The sequence below is a fragment of the Solibacillus sp. R5-41 genome (genome assembly GCF_002736105.1).
In the GTDB taxonomy this organism is placed as follows: Bacteria; Bacillota; Bacilli; order Bacillales_A; family Planococcaceae; genus Solibacillus.
In genome coordinates, this window is record NZ_CP024123.1 from 4072189 (window position 1) to 4088932 (window position 16744).

The following is a 16744-nucleotide window of genomic DNA, read 5'->3' on the forward strand; positions in this document are numbered from 1 at the left end:
CCCACTACTTCTATTCAATTATACGCCCATTAATTCGGATTCACCTGATGTATGGCGAATCATATAATCGAATGCGCCAAGTGCTGCTGTAGCACCAGAGCCCATTGAAATAATAATTTGTTTATAAGCTGCATCTGTACAGTCACCTGCTGCAAAGACACCTGGCATATTTGTTGCGCCGTGCTTATCTACAATAATTTCACCATGTGCGTTCATTGTAATTGCACCTTGTAAAAATTCTGTATTTGGTAGTAAACCGATTTGGACGAAAATACCCTCTAGTTCTACATGGTGTTCCTTGCCTGTAACCTTGTCTATATATGTTAAACCGTTTACTTTATTAGTACCTGTAATTTCTTGCGTGAAAGCATTCGTAATAACCGTTACGTTTTTCAAGCTACGTACACGTTCTTGTAAAACTTTATCCGCTGTTAGTTCTTCACTGCCTTGTAGTAAAGTAACGTGGTTAACAATACCCGCTAAGTCGATTGCCGCTTCAACGCCAGAGTTACCGCCACCAATAACCGCAATATTTTTCCCTTTAAAAATAGGACCATCACAGTGTGGACAGTATGCAACACCTTTATTTTTAAACTCTTGCTCACCAGGTACACCAAGCTGACGGTAGCGCGCACCTGTAGAAAGGATCACTGCTTTCCCTTTTAATACCGCGCCATTCTCTAACGTTACTTCCACGAAATCCTTCTTCTCAATTTTCGCTGCACGCTGAGATTTCATCACATCGATCGCATAATCGGCAACATGAGCTTCTAAGTTTGAAACAAATGCTGGGCCTTCTGTTGCCTTTGTCCCAATAATATTCTCAATTGATAATGTATCATTTACTTGCCCACCGAAGCGCTCTGATACGATTCCTGTGCGAATTCCTTTACGCGCTGAGTAAATGGCCGCTGCAGCTCCCGCAGGACCACCACCAACAACTAACACATCAAACGGTTCAACGTTAGCAAATTCAGAGCCATCTGATTTACTACCAATTTGATTTAAAATTTCTTCAATATCCATTCGACCACCTGCAAAGTTCTTACCATTTGCAAATACAGTTGGTACAGCCATAATGTCACGCTCTGTTACTTCATGCTGGAACGCGCCACCTTCGACCATTACATGCGTAATATTCGGATTTAATACAGACATAATATTTAATGCTTGTACAACATCTGGACAGTTGTGGCACGTCAAGCTAACAAAAGTTTCAAAATGCATCGGCTCTTTAATCGCTTGTATACGTTTAATAACCGATTCATCTACTTTCGGCGCACGACCTGAAACTTGTAGTAATGCTAGTACTAATGACGTAAATTCATGTCCAAGTGGTAAGCCTGCAAATACAACACCAGAATCTTCTTCACCTTTTTTATTCACACTAAAACTTGGTGTACGCTCTAGAATTGTATGCTCGAGTGTAATACGTGGAGACATTTTCTCAAGCTCCGTTACTAATTCAAGCAAGTTTTGAGAAACTTTATCATCTCCCGCACTTACCTTTAACACTAAATCGCCTTCAAGCATTGTTAAATATTGTTGTAATTGTGCTTTAATTTGATTATCTAACATGTTTTCGCTGCTGCATGATTTCCACCGATTATTTTTATTTTCACGCCCCTACTATTTGGGCAATTTAAAGGAATCAGTAGTACCTCACTCTCTATACAGTCAGCTTTTCACCTCATTTCAATTCAAAATAAAGGCAGAGAGTAATACCTAAAAAAAATAGAACTTTGTTAAGAATTAGAATACCTCTTCTAGCACAAAATGATACGGGATGTTATCCATTTAAAAACAGAGCGACAAAAATCAATCACAATGATTGTTCTTTGCCGCTTGCTTTGTTTGTAGCTAAAGTGTTGCTACAGGATTTATTTTCTTATCGAAAGAACTTAGATTTTACCTACTAAGTCTAAGCTTGGAGTTAATGTTGCGCTACCTTCTTCCCATTTAGCAGGGCAAACCTCACCTGGATTGTTACGAACGTATTGTGCTGCTTTAATTTTGTTTAAAATAGTAGAAGCATCACGGCCGATACCACCTGCGTTGATTTCTAATGCTTGTACAACGCCATCTGGATCGATGATGAACGTACCGCGCTCTGCTAATCCATCTTCTTCATTTAAAACATCGAAAGCTTTAGAAATTGTGTGAGATGGGTCACCAATCATAATATATTCAATTTTACCAATTGCATCAGAAGTGTCATGCCATGCTTTGTGCGTGAAATGTGTATCAGTTGATACTGAGTAAACTTCTGCGCCTAAAGATTTTAATGCAGCGTATTCATTTTGTAAATCTTCTAATTCAGTTGGGCAAACGAAAGTGAAGTCTGCTGGGTAGAAGCATACTACTGACCATTGTCCTTTGAAGTTTTCTGAAGATACGTCGATGAATTCACCTTTTTGGAAAGCTTTTGCTGAGAATGCTTGAATTTCTTTACCGATTAAAGCCATGTGTTATTTCCTCCTAATAATAGAAAAGTTTATCGTATTTATAATTATTATAAAATAATTATTATTACCGTTTAAAATTATCTTATATTATCGATTATTCGTCAACCTTCAGTGTTCAAATCACCAAAATCGTTGATTATATAAGAATAAACTGTGACAACAGTGCCTTTTTTATACACAACTTCAATTGAGAATCCGACATTTAAATTGCAATCGAACAAGAATATTCTAATAAAAGTTAAATTTTCTTACTAAAAGGCGATATTCTGTCAATACAGTTTGAATTGTTGATATTTTGTTTTTTATTCAATAAAAAAAAGAACTGCCCAGTATAAATTAGGACAATTCTTTATTCCATTCTCACTTACTACTAACTCTTTTGAAAATGGAGAGTTTATTTGTTAATATTTTTTGGTAGTTTATTGGTTTTTCCACTCATTTACCAATATCCCGTATACGACATGATCGACGTAATGATCATATAACCATTCTGCACTTCGGATACAACCCTCATTTACATAGCCTAATCGTTCCGGAATACTTCGACTTTTACTATTACCTTCTGCCGCGCGAATTTCGACTTTGTTCAATTTCAACTCTGAAAATGCATACTCCGTTAGTGCTTTCGCAACACGCGTCATTATGCCACAACCTTGATAAGGCTCCCCTAACCAATAGCCAATATATGCTGTACGGTTCGACCAATTTATGTCATTAAATCCTGCAATACCAACGATTTCTCCTTTATAGATAATCGCTGTATTTAACCCTTTATTATTCGCAAAAATTTGATGTGTAAATTTGATGTAATTTTCCGTATCTTGTACCGTTTTCGTTGTATCAAGCCATGGGAGCCACTGTTTTAAGTAAGTGCGAGATACGTCCGTTAATTCAAAAATTCTCGGTGCATCTTGAATTGTTACGAGCTTTAATGCTAGCTCCTCATCTATTTTGTATGTAAACATCCAAACCCCTCCTCCTGTAAGTTGATAGAAATTGTAACATATTTTTACATTATAATACGGTAAATTTAGAATTTTCTTTCATATACATACATATAAACAAATTATTGGTACATGACTTCATGAAAGGATTTTTCAGGCTACTCATACTTTCACTTGTAATGGGTATAGAAATTCAGGGGGTGCAAATGAAAAAAATCATACTAGGCCTAGGTGCATTCGGTAGTGTGGCTTGCTACACCGTATTACCAACTATTTTCATTCGAACTTTTTCTAAACGAATTGTAAAAACTACATCACAAAATGGTCTATTATTGACGTTTGATGATGGTCCAAACCCACAATATACACCGCTACTATTAGATTTACTAAAAACGTATAAAATTAACGCAGTATTTTTTGTTGTTGCAAAAAAAGCATTACAACATCCAGAACTCATTAGACGAATGCAGGCAGAAGGACATGTTATTGGCATCCATCACTATACGCATCAATCAAGCTTTTTCATGACACCAGCTATGCAAATAAAACAATTATTTAAGAGCAAGCAAATCCTAGAGAGCATTACAAATGAGCATGTCTCACTTTATCGTCCGCCTTGGGGGCATTTCAATGCGGCAACACTTAAAAACGCAAATAATTTTCAAATCATGATGTGGACTTCTATTTTCGGTGATTGGAAAGTGCAAACATGCAAAACCTCATTACTCCAGCAGCTTCATCAGGCAAGATGCGATGGGGCGATTTATGTTTTACATGATTGCGGTCAAACTTTCGGAGCGGATCAAGATGCACCTGCCCATATGCTACAAACATTACATCACTTTTTAGAGCAAGCTATGCAAGAAGGACAAGCTTTTACAAATCCGCATGATTGGAAGAGGCAGTATGTTCACAGTTGAAAATGTTCTCAATCTTATACAGCAATACGGGGCAATTATCATCTTTATTTGTTTGTTCTTTGGTATTGTTGGCATCCCTGCCCCTGAAGAAACACTGTTATTCATTATTGGGATTTTCATTCACTCGCAAAAATTGAATGGCATGACCTCAGTTATGGGTGCACTTTTAGGCGCATATCTCGGCATGGTTGTCGCATATTGCATTGGGCGTTATGCAGGGGCGCCCGTATTTCAAAAAGTGGTAAAACAATTAAAACTCAATACATTTCAAGCTCAGGCTTGGCAAGAAAAATATCAAAGTAATTATAAAAAGGCACTAGTCATTGGTTTTTTTATCCCAGGCGCTAGGCAGATGAACCCTTATATTGCAGGGTTATCTCATATTCCTGTGCTTTCCTTTTTATTTTATAGCTTCATTGGGACACTTCTTTGGACAGTGCCATTTATTACATTAGGCTACATGTCCGGCAATTTATTTCATATTCCATATAAATATTTACCACTTATCGGGCTTGGGATTGCGCTACTGTTCGGAATTTACTATCTTCTTAAAAAAAAAATCTTAATTCGTAAAAGGACGTGAAAATGATGATTCTAATTCTACCCTTTATGCAAATGAAATCTGGGCATCATCAGGTGGCGGATGCATTAGAAGCGCATATTTATCAGCAAAATCCACATGTTAGCGTAGAAAAAATTGATATTTTTCATTACACATTGCCAAGATTGGAACGGATTGTTTCTAAATGCTATTTAACATGGATTCAGCAATATCCTAATTCCTACAGTCGTTTTTATAAGAAGAATTTTAATGCAAATGACTATCAAGTTCGGTTATTTCAGCCATTTGAATATATGATGCAGCAGGCACTTGAGAAAATCATTTTGGAAAAACAACCAGAGGCAATCATTTGTACACATAGCTTTCCATCTCATGCCGCTAGTCGTCTTAAGCAGGCCGGGAAAACCCAAGTTCCGATTATTAATGCCTATACAGATTTCTTTACTAGTGGTGTTTGGGCAAAGGATGGTGTTGATTTACATTTAGCACCCTCTACACATGTAGCCAAACATTTAATGGAACAATTTCATGTGGCAGAAGAAAAAATCGTCATTTCAGGCATTCCCATTCACCCAGAAATTCGTCCTGTTACAAAACGTAAAGTAAAGCACCCGTTACATATTTTAATCGCGGGCGGTAATAGTGGATTAGGCAATATCAAATCGCTCGTCAACCAATGCTGTGGGCTAAGAAATACTCAGTTTTCCGTACTATGTGGAAACAACAGAAAATTATTACAGGAGCTTCAAAATCTTTCACTCCCTAACGTGACACCACTCTCTTATATTGAGAGCCGCGAACAGATGAACGCTCTTTATGATCAGGTCGATGCCATTATTTCAAAGCCTGGTGGTGTAACAGTAGCAGAGGCTCTTTCGAAAAAAATTCCGACTTTCATCGAATCCGAATTACCTGGTCAAGAGCAAATTAATATGGATTATTTAGTTCCTGCACAGCTCGTTTTTCAAACTACCGACTGCGACCATTCCTTGTTAGAGGTATACAGCATTTTAAATAATGAAACGGAGATGAAAAAATTTGAGCGTGCAATTCAAATGTATGAGCAAGATTTTGATTTGCATTTGGCAGAATTGATACACAAAATACTTGGGAATTTGCCACATGCAAAGCAGCCTTATCATTGTGAGCCGTTCAATCGTCTTGCTTTGCTTTCATAGTCAAGTTAAAAAAAGACCTGAATTCGAATTTCGAACTCAGGTCTTTCTCGTAATTAGTTTGTAAAAGATAATACTGCGTTTGTATATTTCGCTAATGTTTGTGATGCTTCGTTTTTACTTGTATATTCGAACATACGAATGTCGTTTTGATTATTAAATACTGTTACTACCCACATGTGTATTCGCTCCTTTTAGTTTGTATATGATAATACCGCGTTTGTGTATTTTGCTAATTTTTGTGCTGCCTCATTTTTACTTGTGTATTCGAACATACGAATATCGTTTTGATTATTAAATACCGTTACTATCCACATGATTCATTTCTCCTTTTACATCCAAATTGTGTACTAGAACACTTTTACATTACCCAATGACTTTGTTAATTGTTATATAACATGTTTCTTGATTCCTATTCTACTCCGATTTTTATAAAAAGAAAGTGATTTGTTGACAATTTCACAATGTATTCATATTTGTAGCACTTTCTTTGAACACTTTGTGACATCAGTATTTTCAAGGTCTAAAGCTCATTTTTAGTAAATTACTTCCCAAACGAGCAACTTCTGTTGTAGTACAGAACGCAAGAGGTTTCATCGATCCACTTTTCCTTAATTATTCAATTTTTATGGTGCTAAATTCGTTATACACACTAAAAAATGCCACATCATTTTTACACTTGATGTGGCATTTTTTATTCAATTGTTTATGTCGATTTTTCGAACAGTCAGTTTTTCAGTTCGCCTTGCGATTTAACAAGCTTATTGCTGTATCCGTCCATCGTTTTACTTGCGCTTGCTTTTCCTCATCACTTTGAAATTGCTTCACAACAGCTGTTGTCGCTTTTTGCGAGGAATCATTTAGCTCATTCAATGCCGTTCCAACATCTTTTACTGATTGGACAACGGATTGAAACGATTGCTTTTTATAGTCTATATCCGTTTTCATTTTATCCATCGTCGCAGTCAATGCAATTGCTTGCGTTTGGATTCCCTCAAGTTGCTTTTGAATGCCTTGCATATGCGCCAAAATAACGGTAATTACATTTTTTAATGGAAAAATAACAGCGACGATGCATCCTACAAACACAATGACTGCCACTATAAGAACAATGACTGTCGCTAAAAGCCACACATTCATCAAAACGCCTCCCATTCCTTTTGCATTTTCCTTTATCTTAATACATTTCCCCTGGAACTTGCTAATTTATTCACATAACATAATTTCAAATTTTATAGACAATCTTTTAACGATGCCTCTGGATGAAATTTCCCATCTTCAAAACCTATCGTTATTTGATTGGAAATTAATGTATTGATTGAAGTCATCTGTAAAAAGCTGCGCCTGCACAGTGGCCATCGCTCCTGTTAAAAACAAACATACCACAACAATTTGAACCATCAACTTAGGAATTATTTTCTCTCTCCCGTACAAATAATTGAAATAATGGGGGATTTATTTTAAGTCCTTTTTCAATATAACCATATGCTTTAATTGCTTGCCATTTTCAAAAATAGGATGATCATAATTTTTTATGAAATAGTTTTCAAGTTGATGTGAAATAATAAAACCGCATGATTCATAGAAAGGTATTGTTAAAGGACTGTCCCCTGTTCCAACAAGCATCGTATGCCCTTTTTGTTGATAATGAGCAAACATAGCTTGAATCATTTTCCTGCCATAGCCTTTTCTTTGATGTAAAGGGTCCGTAGCAAGATTTTTGATTTCAAAATGACCGTCCCCTTCATCTGTCACAACACATACGCCCTTCACTCCATCATCCTCTAAAACATATAGATCCCCTCTATCCAAATAACAATCAATCATACTTTCTTGCTCATCAGCTAGCAGCAACAACTCTATAAACTGCTTTTTATTTTCTAAAACTCGTTTTATTTCCATTATTCCCATCCCCATAGTTAAGATTTATTATTATATGCACTAGATTGGGGCAATCAATTATCCCCTATACCATATTCGGTTAACTTCTTTTAGCTTTTCATTTTCAAAAGTTAGTTTGTAAATATCCGGCATATCAAGGTTAGCCCAGAATTTAAAATCATATTTTCTATCAAAATAATTCATAATAAGAACTTGTATATTACCATGCGTTCCTATAACAATATTTTTACCTTTATAAGCTTCTATTATTTTTAGAGTAGCCCTAACTCCCCGTTTTTGGGCAGTAATATTGGACTCACTACCTTCCCAAGCAAAGGTAGGTTCCTCCCAAACTTTTGTTATTGCCAAATTAAAATTCTCAACAGGTTGTTCGGACAATTTCCATTTTTATCCCACTTAATCTTAATATATTTCTTTCTATGTTCATAGCCGGCTTGCATAATTTCTTCATCGAAACAGTCAATCCCCTCGCCTTCAGGAGCAATAGAGAAATGTGGCTTCGCAATATTAAATTCAACAATAAACGCCCACATTCCCCTACATATTGGTTAATTAACTATATTTACCCTTACATATGAGAAATATTTTCTCTACACATGATAGAACTTCATTACTCATTGAGGTGTTAGCCAGGGTTTGAAGCTGCACTTATAAAAGTAGAGAACCTCTGTTGGAAAAAGTTAATAAATTTAAGTAGTTTTATGATAATAATCTATTGCAACTATTCAATTGCTGTTATATACTATCGAAGGAAATGCGAACATTCTTTACATCAAATGATTTTAATGTTCGTGTTTTAGGTGTATTAGGAGGAATGAATTTTAATGAAGAATAAATCAAATGTTAAATATGTTGTCACTCTTTTAATGTTGGTTTTAATGATGGTTGGTTGTTCAGACAATGTGAAGAATAACGATGAATCTTCAGTAAGCGAAAAGGGTGCAGATACAACTATAGGTGAAAACAAACAAACGAATGAAAAAGTAATTGGTATTATTGGTGCGATGAGTGAAGAGGTTGAAATCCTTCGCGGGAAAATGGAAATTGAAAATACTAAAAAGATTGCAGGAATGGAGTTTTATCAAGGTACATTAGATGGAGAAAATATCGTACTAGTGCAATCGGGTGTTGGAAAAGTCAATGCAGCGGCATGTGCACAAGTGTTAGCGGATCATTTCGGTGTAAACTACCTTATTAACTCAGGTGTTGCCGGTGGACTAAACCCGGATGTGAAAGTAGGAGATATCGTTATATCTACTGATGCTATTCAACATGACGTAGATATTACTGCACTAGGGGAAAAGCCTGGTGTTATTTCTCGAATGGAAACAAGTGTATTTACAGCTGACGAGAAATTAATTCAACTAGCAGAAGAATCAGCAAAAGCGTTATCTGAGGATATTCATGTTTTCAAAGGCCGAATCGCAAGTGGGGACCAATTTATTGCAAGTAATGAACAACGAGAAAAAATCGCAAAAACATTTGCTCCATATGCAGTAGAAATGGAGGGTGCAGCGATTGCACATGTTGCGCAATTAAATAACATCCCATTTGTAATTATTCGTGCAATTTCAGATGATGCTAACGGTGAATCGAATGTTAAATATGTTGACTTCGTCGGAGTAGCAGCTGAAAACGCGAGCCAAATGATTGAACAAATGATTAAAGATTTTAACACTAATATGTAATCGTTCAACTATGAAGGGAGTCCCTTGCTTGCGAATAAGCAGTAAAGGTCTCCCTTTTACGTTTTATATAAGTCCATCCCCCCCCCTCAATATGACTATCATCATTTTTACATACCAAAATAAAAAGCCTAGCACTAGGCTACGCTTTTAAATGGGCAAACTCTATTTTTTTATTATGCTTCTTCAGTAAATCCAACACTTCGTTTAACTTGGCCAGTTCATCCTTTTCGACCATAAATGCATTTTCATCATGCTGCGCCACATAGGAGCTACTTGGATATTCTATATTTTCATTCGTAATTAGACGCACATAACCGAATGTCATGCCAGACTCTTTATAGTCTACTCGTGAAATTCCTTCAAACGGAATCACTTTCGTACGTGGCTTTGCCTTTGTAATAATCCACCATTTCTCACCCAAATATTCAATCTTCATCTCTTTTTGATCTATGTAAATGTTGTAACCGCCAAATAACTTAAAGCTAAATGTTTTCATTTACTAAACTCCTTTTCAAAACGTCGTTAAGTAAATTATACGAATGTTTTTGTAGAATTTCTAATTTAAGGGGCTGTGTTGCACTTTGGTCGGGATTGCACACTGGCGGAATTAGGGGAATCCCTTAACTGTATAGATTTTTTAGCTACTTGCACCACCCTCTCCATACATTAACGATGCTAGGTCTAGAAAAGATGAAATGAAAAAAATACTCATACCGTCCATCAATTAACTATATTATTTTCACCCAGCAATTTCATACTTTCGGAAAAAATTTATAAACTTAGTACTCTTTTTTACCATTCAATATCCACTACTCCTGCGATTTGTTGAAAGTGCTTTATATCATGCTCCTTTAATCCATTAAAATAACTTGCTAACGTAAATTCGAATGAACCAAGCATAAATTCATCTTCCCAAAACTCATCCTTTACCTCTGTTAGATTTTTTACCAGCCTTTTCCGAGCATTTACAAATTCTTTAATGATGAATTCCTTTGTATTTTCTCTGGAAATTTTTGCGGATTCATTATTTAAAATATTTGTATCCGGTGCTTTTGGTAAACCAGCTTGTTGAAATAAATAAGGTACGCGTTGATTGAGTATAAATTCATCCCACGGTTTAAAATGACCAATTACTTCTGCTACCGACCATTTGTCCAGTCCAACTGGTTTCCGCCAATCATTTTCATTTAATTCTATTAAGCTTTCTACCCAATCAATAGAATATTCTAAATGCGCTATTACACTTTTCTTTTCTAAAAGCATGCTAATCAACACCTACCTGACTTATTGTTTTTGAGGTATTCAAAATTAATTCCAAACTTCATCCAGCTTATCCGCGTAGAAATCAATTGCCCTTTTATAATTTTCTATGTTTGCGTCTGATGTCGTTTCTACTAAACATTTTAGTAAAAATTCCATAGCTGTTTTATGGTCATTTAAATTGTACAAAGTCATCGAAAAAAACACTTGTATCGCTCGATTATTAGGAAATAAGGTGACTCCTTGTTGGAATACTTCCCTTGATTTTTCATATTCACCTAATGTTCTGTATGTACTACCAAGTCCTAAAAGTGCATTTTCTAAGTCTTCTCCAGCTAACCCATTTTGAATGGCTTTTTCATAGAATGGAACAGCTCTTGATTCTTCACCTAACACATCTAAACTCCATGCACATTGGTAATTTAAATAAGCATCTTGTGGTTCTTTATTAATCATTTCTAATAATAGTTGATTGGATTCAATTAATTCCCCCTCTTGTCTTAATTTAATCGCTAATTCAAGTTGTGCTTTCATTACCTTTTAATATCCCCTTTCCAAACTCAGCACCATTCGCACCGTTTTTAATAGATGTCCATCAAAGTTATCATCAAATTCATTCACAATTTTAAACCAATAATTAAAATGATTATTAATCTCCCAAAAGAAAAGCCAAATAGAGAACCGCGTATAATGGAAGAGCGATTGAAGTAAGAATATACATGGTCATTTCGCCTTTAGTAAGCTTTCTTCTCCACTTTGTAAGTTTTAGTTGCCTACAATACATGGCGCTAGAAAGGATAATAATCAGAAGGGCTAGCTCTTGTATATCTTCTAAAATGGAAATCAAATGATCAGCTCCTTTAAGTAATCCGCAAAATAGCAATCATACAATTGCGTAAACTTAATTCTACGGAAAAACGACCGTACATATTCATAGTTTCATTTTCTCAAAAATAGATTTTACAAATTGTTCTTTATAATCTGTATAGGAATTGATGCCACTTAAGTCCGTTTGAAAAAAGGATTCCTTTAAGTGCTCATACTGTTTTTTAGCCTCTTCATTTCTTTTTAAGTAATCTCTGAAAAATATTAACTGCTGCCATTTCACACTTTCATACTGAACAATGTGAATAAAATGCGTTTTCACTTGAAACGTTTCATCGAAAAATTTAGCACAAACAATTTCATTTGGACGCACCACTCGCAATTTATAAAATCCAGCCTTCTCTAAGTCTTTGAAGAAAGGTCTTTCAAGTGTTTCTAAATTTTCTACCCCAACTAAAATATCAATAATTGGCTTTGCTCGTATTCCTTCAATTGACGTACTTCCAATATGCTCAATCTGATTACTTGTTAATTTTGTACAACTCAAAAGCTCGTCTTGAATTCGCGTAAATTCAACTTTCCAAGCTTCATCATAAGGCACAAGTAAAACTTCATCATTGTTCAAACCAAGTCTCACCTTTCATTCCCCCTACATTTGTATAAGATTATAAATGAAACTTCAGTACGCTACACAAGTCTATTATTAAATCGTACATCATCATTACGTGGAGTTAATTTCGATTTAAAATTTGGCAAACAGTACATTACTTTTTCAATTCTTCCCCTGTTAAAATTTCATACAAGCTTGTGGATCTTGCTTTGTTAATTTCACTTGTTTATGATTATCCGTAACAATCTCTAAATTTTCGCCATTTGGGGTAACCCAAAGTAAATAAGAGGCAATTTTACTTTCACTACACTGGTTTCCCCCTTTTTTAGCGGCAGCCTACTCCATTATTCTCTCCTCCTAACATTAGATTCCACAATAAATAGGTTAATACCTTTATCAATTACGCATCAAAAAATCCATTTAAAAATCTATGATATCCACCGAGATTTTAACCTCCATTGGATTCAGTAAAAATATGGAATTTCGTTAATACAAGTTAAATCCATTTAATCGCGATGTATTATCTCCGTTAAAATAAATCATCTGACAATTAATCGTCCGACCATACCAGACTCCTTATGTCCAGGAACTGTGCATACAAATTCATATGTCCCTGGCTCAGTCGGCGTAAAAGTTGAGGTTACTGTATTATTTGGCTCAGCATGAAGAAGTGTCCTATTATATTCTGTCCCTTGATGGTGTATAGATTCATTATCAATTGGAAGGACTGGAGCATTAATTTCAACGTAATGATCGATTTGGTCTCGGTTAGAAAATGTTAAATGGACAGTTCTATTTTTCTCTACAACAATTTGATTGGTCGAGTACTTCATTTCATCAGCTTCTATAACAATAACTTGTTTTTCGGCAGCAGTATCATCTGTTGATGTATATGATGGGGGATGATGACCATTTAATGAATCCGCGCTGCTAAAGTTCTCAAAGTTTTCTGCTAAAGAATTACCTACAATGATATATACACTTAGTAAAATCGAAAGGACAATTGGTTTTAATATCCATCTTTTCGTAGTCACTTGAGCATTTTTTGGGTTTTTCAACACGCCCATAATAAAAATTGTACAACCCGTGAGAAATAAAAATAGCTGGATCAAACTAAACGACTGCTCTACACGAATCATCTCTCCTAGCATTGCCCCCATCATACCGCCCATCAAACCAGCCATTAGCCCCTCTAACACTGAGAGTAACCCAAAACATAAGCCGCACACCGAGCCGGCAAGTACACCAATAGCGAGAGATAAAATTGTCGAGTGAAATAAATTACCTTGGTACGTAACACCAAATAAAACACCTACCGTCAAACCTACATTCATTCCGAAGAACATGGAAATAATCATTCCGTGCATCGTTCGAAATTTTTTTCTCCAAATGATTCCCATCGCTACAACTACTATTGTTAACAAAACCAATGAAATTAATATAAATAATTGATAATTCCCCAATAATCCCCCACCTTTTTTATTTGCTGTAAATGCTTTTTTCATGTTAAAGCTCAAATCTATATACCTTGTAAGGGTATGCGTATTAAACAAGCAACATGAATATCATGAAGAAATAACAGTAAGCATCTACAAGCGCTTTACAGTCCGAGAAAATTAATTATTAATGGAATTTGTTATGATAATATTAGTGTTAATATTCAAACATTTAAAAACCATACATGGAAGGAGTGGGAAGATGACGGTCATTTCATTACAGCATGTCACAAAGGATTATGGACATGGACGAGGGATTTTTGATGTTTCATTTCATGTTAATAAGGGGACGGTGTATGGCTTTCTTGGACCAAATGGAGCTGGGAAAACGACAGCTATTCGGCATATTATGGGCTTTTCAAAACCACAACAGGGTGTCGTAACCGTAAATGGACTGGATAGTTGGAAAAATGCGAGTACGATTCAAGTAAAGCTTGGCTATTTACCTGGAGAAGTCGCATTACCTGAACATTTAACAGGCAAACAATTTATTCAAATGATGATGGATTTAAGAAAGGTAAAAAATGATACGCATTGTAAAAAACTACTCGATTTCTTTGAGCTAGATGCTTCAAGTAAGGTGAAACGAATGTCACTTGGTATGAAAAGAAAATTAGCGATTGTGACGGCATTCATGCATGATCCAGATGTACTTATACTCGATGAGCCGACTAGTGGGTTAGATCCGATTATGCAGCAACGTTTTATCGATTTCGTAAGAGATGAAAAAAGGCGTGGCAAGACCATTTTACTTTCCAGTCATATTTTTACTGAAGTCGATGCTACTTGTGATGAAATTTCGATTATTAAAGATGGGCATATCATTTCTTCATTTAATAAACAAGAATTATTAAAAATGACAGAAAAGGTCTTTCATGTGACAGTCGAAAACAACATGTACTATACACAGCTTGTGCAACAAATTGAAGCAGATGTAAAATTCCATTTACTCCTTAAAAATGAACAAACATATGAGCTTCAAATTGGCTGCTGTCCTAAAGACTTATCACAGCTCATTAAATTAGTAGCCAATTTCCCTGTCTCAAGTTTCAGCGAAGTGACTTTTAGTTTAGAAAAGCATTTCATGGAATTTTACGATCGCCGTGTAGGAGGGGGATTATCATGACAATGATTGAATTAGTTAATGTAACGAAAGATTACGGAAATAGTCGAGGCATTTTCACGATTAATCTTGCTATTGAATCAGGTGAAGCTTTTGGATTTATCGGTACAAACGGGGCGGGCAAAACAACTACAATACGCCATTTGATGGGATTTTTAAAGCCACATTCCGGTACAGTGAAAATTAATGACATGGATGCGTGGAAAAATGCTGCGGAAATTAAGCAGTGGATTGGCTACATCCCTGGAGAAATTGCCTTTCCGGATGTCTCCACTGGTTGGGATTTCATTCATCAACAAGCCGCGCTATTACAGCTAACAGATTTAAGCTATGCAAATGAATTAGTAAATCGGCTACAGCTTGACCCCTCTGCAAATATTAAACGGATGTCAAAAGGAATGAAGCAAAAAACAGCCATTGTTGTCGCGTTGATGGCTGACTCTCCTATTCTAATTTTAGATGAGCCGACTACTGGACTGGATCCGTTAATGCGTGCAGAGTTTATACAAATTATGAAAGAGCAAAAAGCAAAGGGCAAAACGATTTTTATGTCGAGCCATATGTTCGAGGAAATTGAAGAAACCTGTGATAAAGTAGCGATGATTAAGGACGGTAAAATCATTACAAATACTCCAATTTCAACAATTACGTCATATAAATCGCAAAAATTTATTATCGAGTTTAGCAATGCGCAGGACTGTTCGCGTTTTGTTCAAGAGAATCTCAATTCAATTTGTATTAGTCATTCAACGGTTTCTGTCACGGTTGAGAACAATTCATTGAATGATTTTTTAGCAATTTTATCAACATATTCATTCGATAACTTAACCGAGCAAAAACATACGCTTCAAGAATATTTCTATCAATTATATACAGGAGGTCATACTCATGTTTAATAGTACGATTTTCAAACAAACTTTGCGTGCTAATATAAAGCTTTGGCTTATTTTCACTCTTGTTTTAACTTTATTGCAAATCGTAATGGTCTCTGTTTTCGATGATAGTATGATAACAGATATTAGTCATATGGTAGAAGGTACGCCATTTGCAGGATTTTTTGCACAAACGACATTGCTGAGCATGCTTGCTTCTACATTTTATTCGATTCACGGTGTTATTTTTCCAATTATTTATATCATTATGACTGCAAATAGTTTAATTGCTGCTCAAGTTGATCGTGGCTCCATGGCTTACTTATTATCAACACCTACAAAACGCTCAACAATAATTGTGACACAGGCTTCTTTCTTAGTTATCGCTTTAGTTGTGATGTTCAGTATTGAAACAGCTGCTGGCTTCATTGCGCTTCAAGTATTTCAATCTGATGTGGATGTTGTAATAGCTGATTTTATGATGTTGAATGTTGGTTTATTTTTATTAATGTTTGCCATTAGCGGCATTTCGTTCTTCTTCTCAAGCTATTGCAACTTATCGAAAAACTCGCTTGCTTTTGGAGCTGGTATTCCCATCGCTTTTTTCTTATTTCAGCTACTAAGTTCCGTTGACGAAAGCCTTGATGTACTCAGCTATTTCACAATGAATGCACTATTTGATACAGCCGCTATTTTAGAAGGCTGTAACTATTGGTGGAAGTTTGGCATTCTTTTAGGTGTTGGCATTGTTCTTTATATTGCGAGTTTAGAAGTATTTAAACGAAAAGATCTTCCGCTATAATTTTTTAAAATTATTTGGAGCAGCCCCCCAAATGATTGAGGCTTTTCCACCTTGGAATAGAAAACAGCGAGGATTCCACTAGTTTTGTAGAATCCTCGCT

20 protein-coding genes and 1 pseudogene are annotated in these 16744 nt (G+C 35.6%); 7 read left to right on the plus strand and 14 right to left on the minus strand.

The window, feature by feature from the left end; translation table 11 throughout:
* Positions 1 to 18: 18 nt before the first annotated feature.
* From ahpF to CSE16_RS20115, 3 genes are all read right to left on the minus strand, one after another.
* Entirely contained in the window at positions 19 to 1578 is a 1560-nt protein-coding gene (gene ahpF, locus CSE16_RS20105; protein WP_099425512.1) for an alkyl hydroperoxide reductase subunit F, read from the minus strand.
* Positions 1579 to 1901: 323 nt separating this feature from the next.
* Entirely contained in the window at positions 1902 to 2465 is a 564-nt protein-coding gene (ahpC, locus tag CSE16_RS20110) for an alkyl hydroperoxide reductase subunit C (protein ID WP_099425513.1), read from the minus strand.
* Positions 2466 to 2884: 419 nt separating this feature from the next.
* Positions 2885 to 3430 (minus strand): GNAT family N-acetyltransferase, encoded by a 546-nt coding sequence (locus CSE16_RS20115; RefSeq protein WP_099425514.1) that lies wholly within the window; start codon positions 3428 to 3430, stop codon positions 2885 to 2887.
* Between the two features lie 185 nt (positions 3431 to 3615).
* On the opposite strand from CSE16_RS20115, the gene CSE16_RS20120 reads away from it, so the two are divergent.
* The 3 genes from CSE16_RS20120 to CSE16_RS20130 are packed head-to-tail and all read left to right on the plus strand — an operon-like array spanning position 3616 to position 6069.
* Positions 3616 to 4329 carry a polysaccharide deacetylase family protein gene (locus CSE16_RS20120; RefSeq protein WP_099425515.1) on the plus strand — a complete coding sequence of 238 codons (714 nt, stop codon included), beginning with the start codon at positions 3616 to 3618 and terminating at the stop codon, positions 4327 to 4329.
* Entirely contained in the window at positions 4316 to 4912 is a 597-nt protein-coding gene (locus tag CSE16_RS20125) for a DedA family protein (protein ID WP_157764866.1), read from the plus strand. The genes CSE16_RS20120 and CSE16_RS20125 overlap by 14 nt, the downstream gene beginning before the upstream one ends.
* Before the next feature lie 2 nt (positions 4913 to 4914).
* Positions 4915 to 6069 carry an MGDG synthase family glycosyltransferase gene (locus tag CSE16_RS20130; protein WP_099425517.1) on the plus strand — a complete coding sequence of 385 codons (1155 nt, stop codon included), beginning with the start codon at positions 4915 to 4917 and terminating at the stop codon, positions 6067 to 6069.
* 53 nt (positions 6070 to 6122) lie between these two features.
* Here the strand turns inward: CSE16_RS20130 and CSE16_RS22100 are convergent, their stop codons facing one another.
* From CSE16_RS22100 to CSE16_RS21615, 6 genes and pseudogenes are all read right to left on the minus strand, one after another.
* Positions 6123 to 6245, minus strand: a complete 123-nt coding sequence (locus CSE16_RS22100) for a hypothetical protein (protein ID WP_256376305.1) — start codon at positions 6243 to 6245, stop codon at positions 6123 to 6125.
* Between the two features lie 15 nt (positions 6246 to 6260).
* Positions 6261 to 6383 carry a hypothetical protein gene (locus CSE16_RS22105; RefSeq protein ID WP_256376306.1) on the minus strand — a complete coding sequence of 41 codons (123 nt, stop codon included), beginning with the start codon at positions 6381 to 6383 and terminating at the stop codon, positions 6261 to 6263.
* A 418-nt stretch (positions 6384 to 6801) separates the two neighbouring features.
* Positions 6802 to 7206 carry a DUF948 domain-containing protein gene (locus tag CSE16_RS20135; RefSeq protein WP_157764868.1) on the minus strand — a complete coding sequence of 135 codons (405 nt, stop codon included), beginning with the start codon at positions 7204 to 7206 and terminating at the stop codon, positions 6802 to 6804.
* Between the two features lie 315 nt (positions 7207 to 7521).
* Positions 7522 to 7968 (minus strand): GNAT family N-acetyltransferase, encoded by a 447-nt coding sequence (locus CSE16_RS20140; protein WP_172954410.1) that lies wholly within the window; start codon positions 7966 to 7968, stop codon positions 7522 to 7524.
* Between the two features lie 57 nt (positions 7969 to 8025).
* Positions 8026 to 8346: pseudogene (locus tag CSE16_RS20145) on the minus strand (histidine phosphatase family protein); the annotation flags it as partial.
* Positions 8307 to 8501 (minus strand): hypothetical protein, encoded by a 195-nt coding sequence (locus CSE16_RS21615; protein ID WP_099425519.1) that lies wholly within the window; start codon positions 8499 to 8501, stop codon positions 8307 to 8309. The gene CSE16_RS21615 and the pseudogene CSE16_RS20145, both read right to left, overlap by 40 nt.
* Positions 8502 to 8792: 291 nt before the next feature.
* Between CSE16_RS21615 and CSE16_RS20155 the strand changes: the two genes are divergently transcribed.
* Positions 8793 to 9656 carry a 5'-methylthioadenosine/adenosylhomocysteine nucleosidase gene (locus tag CSE16_RS20155; RefSeq protein WP_253896127.1) on the plus strand — a complete coding sequence of 288 codons (864 nt, stop codon included), beginning with the start codon at positions 8793 to 8795 and terminating at the stop codon, positions 9654 to 9656.
* A gap of 139 nt (positions 9657 to 9795) precedes the next feature.
* Here CSE16_RS20155 and CSE16_RS20160 read toward each other — a convergent pair whose 3' ends face one another.
* The 5 genes from CSE16_RS20160 to CSE16_RS20185 form a co-directional block, all read right to left on the minus strand.
* Entirely contained in the window at positions 9796 to 10152 is a 357-nt protein-coding gene (locus tag CSE16_RS20160) for a hypothetical protein (RefSeq protein WP_099425520.1), read from the minus strand.
* 296 nt (positions 10153 to 10448) lie between these two features.
* The gene (locus CSE16_RS20165) at positions 10449 to 10919 is read right to left on the minus strand and encodes a DinB family protein (RefSeq protein ID WP_099425521.1); all 471 of its coding nucleotides are present in this window, start codon (positions 10917 to 10919) and stop codon (positions 10449 to 10451) included.
* 45 nt (positions 10920 to 10964) lie between these two features.
* Entirely contained in the window at positions 10965 to 11450 is a 486-nt protein-coding gene (locus tag CSE16_RS20170) for a tetratricopeptide repeat protein (protein WP_099425522.1), read from the minus strand.
* A gap of 397 nt (positions 11451 to 11847) precedes the next feature.
* Positions 11848 to 12378: a GrpB family protein gene (locus tag CSE16_RS20180; RefSeq protein WP_099425524.1), complete on the minus strand. Its 531-nt coding sequence runs from the start codon at positions 12376 to 12378 to the stop codon at positions 11848 to 11850.
* A gap of 512 nt (positions 12379 to 12890) precedes the next feature.
* Positions 12891 to 13856, minus strand: a complete 966-nt coding sequence (locus CSE16_RS20185; protein ID WP_099425525.1) for a plastocyanin/azurin family copper-binding protein — start codon at positions 13854 to 13856, stop codon at positions 12891 to 12893.
* 193 nt (positions 13857 to 14049) lie between these two features.
* Here CSE16_RS20185 and CSE16_RS20190 point away from each other — a divergent pair, with 193 nt between their 5' ends.
* The 3 genes from CSE16_RS20190 to CSE16_RS20200 are packed head-to-tail and all read left to right on the plus strand — an operon-like array spanning position 14050 to position 16644.
* Entirely contained in the window at positions 14050 to 14973 is a 924-nt protein-coding gene (locus CSE16_RS20190; RefSeq protein WP_099425526.1) for an ABC transporter ATP-binding protein, read from the plus strand.
* Positions 14970 to 15866: an ABC transporter ATP-binding protein gene (locus tag CSE16_RS20195; protein ID WP_099425527.1), complete on the plus strand. Its 897-nt coding sequence runs from the start codon at positions 14970 to 14972 to the stop codon at positions 15864 to 15866. The genes CSE16_RS20190 and CSE16_RS20195 overlap by 4 nt, the downstream gene beginning before the upstream one ends.
* Positions 15859 to 16644 (plus strand): ABC transporter permease subunit, encoded by a 786-nt coding sequence (locus CSE16_RS20200; RefSeq protein WP_099425528.1) that lies wholly within the window; start codon positions 15859 to 15861, stop codon positions 16642 to 16644. Before CSE16_RS20195 ends, CSE16_RS20200 begins: the two co-directional genes overlap by 8 nt.
* Positions 16645 to 16744 lie beyond the last annotated feature (100 nt).

Excerpts from the sequence above, each read along its gene's own strand:
- CSE16_RS20165 (WP_099425521.1), bottom strand. The coding sequence starts at position 10,919 with ATGCTTTTAGAAAAGAAAAGTGTAATAGCGCATTTAGAATATTCTATT.
- CSE16_RS20115 (WP_099425514.1), bottom strand. The coding sequence starts at position 3,430 with ATGTTTACATACAAAATAGATGAGGAGCTAGCATTAAAGCTCGTAACA.
- CSE16_RS20185 (WP_099425525.1), bottom strand. The coding sequence starts at position 13,856 with ATGAAAAAAGCATTTACAGCAAATAAAAAAGGTGGGGGATTATTGGGG.
- ahpF (WP_099425512.1), bottom strand. The coding sequence starts at position 1,578 with ATGTTAGATAATCAAATTAAAGCACAATTACAACAATATTTAACAATG.
- CSE16_RS20135 (WP_157764868.1), bottom strand. The coding sequence starts at position 7,206 with ATGAATGTGTGGCTTTTAGCGACAGTCATTGTTCTTATAGTGGCAGTC.
- CSE16_RS20155 (WP_253896127.1), top strand. The coding sequence starts at position 8,793 with ATGAAGAATAAATCAAATGTTAAATATGTTGTCACTCTTTTAATGTTG.
- CSE16_RS20120 (WP_099425515.1), top strand. The coding sequence starts at position 3,616 with ATGAAAAAAATCATACTAGGCCTAGGTGCATTCGGTAGTGTGGCTTGC.
- CSE16_RS20160 (WP_099425520.1), bottom strand. The coding sequence starts at position 10,152 with ATGAAAACATTTAGCTTTAAGTTATTTGGCGGTTACAACATTTACATA.
- ahpC (WP_099425513.1), bottom strand. The coding sequence starts at position 2,465 with ATGGCTTTAATCGGTAAAGAAATTCAAGCATTCTCAGCAAAAGCTTTC.
- CSE16_RS22105 (WP_256376306.1), bottom strand. The coding sequence starts at position 6,383 with ATGTGGATAGTAACGGTATTTAATAATCAAAACGATATTCGTATGTTC.
- CSE16_RS22100 (WP_256376305.1), bottom strand. The coding sequence starts at position 6,245 with ATGTGGGTAGTAACAGTATTTAATAATCAAAACGACATTCGTATGTTC.
- CSE16_RS20170 (WP_099425522.1), bottom strand. The coding sequence starts at position 11,450 with ATGAAAGCACAACTTGAATTAGCGATTAAATTAAGACAAGAGGGGGAA.
- CSE16_RS20125 (WP_157764866.1), top strand. The coding sequence starts at position 4,316 with ATGTTCACAGTTGAAAATGTTCTCAATCTTATACAGCAATACGGGGCA.
- CSE16_RS20200 (WP_099425528.1), top strand. The coding sequence starts at position 15,859 with ATGTTTAATAGTACGATTTTCAAACAAACTTTGCGTGCTAATATAAAG.
- CSE16_RS20195 (WP_099425527.1), top strand. The coding sequence starts at position 14,970 with ATGACAATGATTGAATTAGTTAATGTAACGAAAGATTACGGAAATAGT.
- CSE16_RS20140 (WP_172954410.1), bottom strand. The coding sequence starts at position 7,968 with ATGGAAATAAAACGAGTTTTAGAAAATAAAAAGCAGTTTATAGAGTTG.
- CSE16_RS21615 (WP_099425519.1), bottom strand. The coding sequence starts at position 8,501 with ATGTGGGCGTTTATTGTTGAATTTAATATTGCGAAGCCACATTTCTCT.
- CSE16_RS20130 (WP_099425517.1), top strand. The coding sequence starts at position 4,915 with ATGATGATTCTAATTCTACCCTTTATGCAAATGAAATCTGGGCATCAT.
- CSE16_RS20190 (WP_099425526.1), top strand. The coding sequence starts at position 14,050 with ATGACGGTCATTTCATTACAGCATGTCACAAAGGATTATGGACATGGA.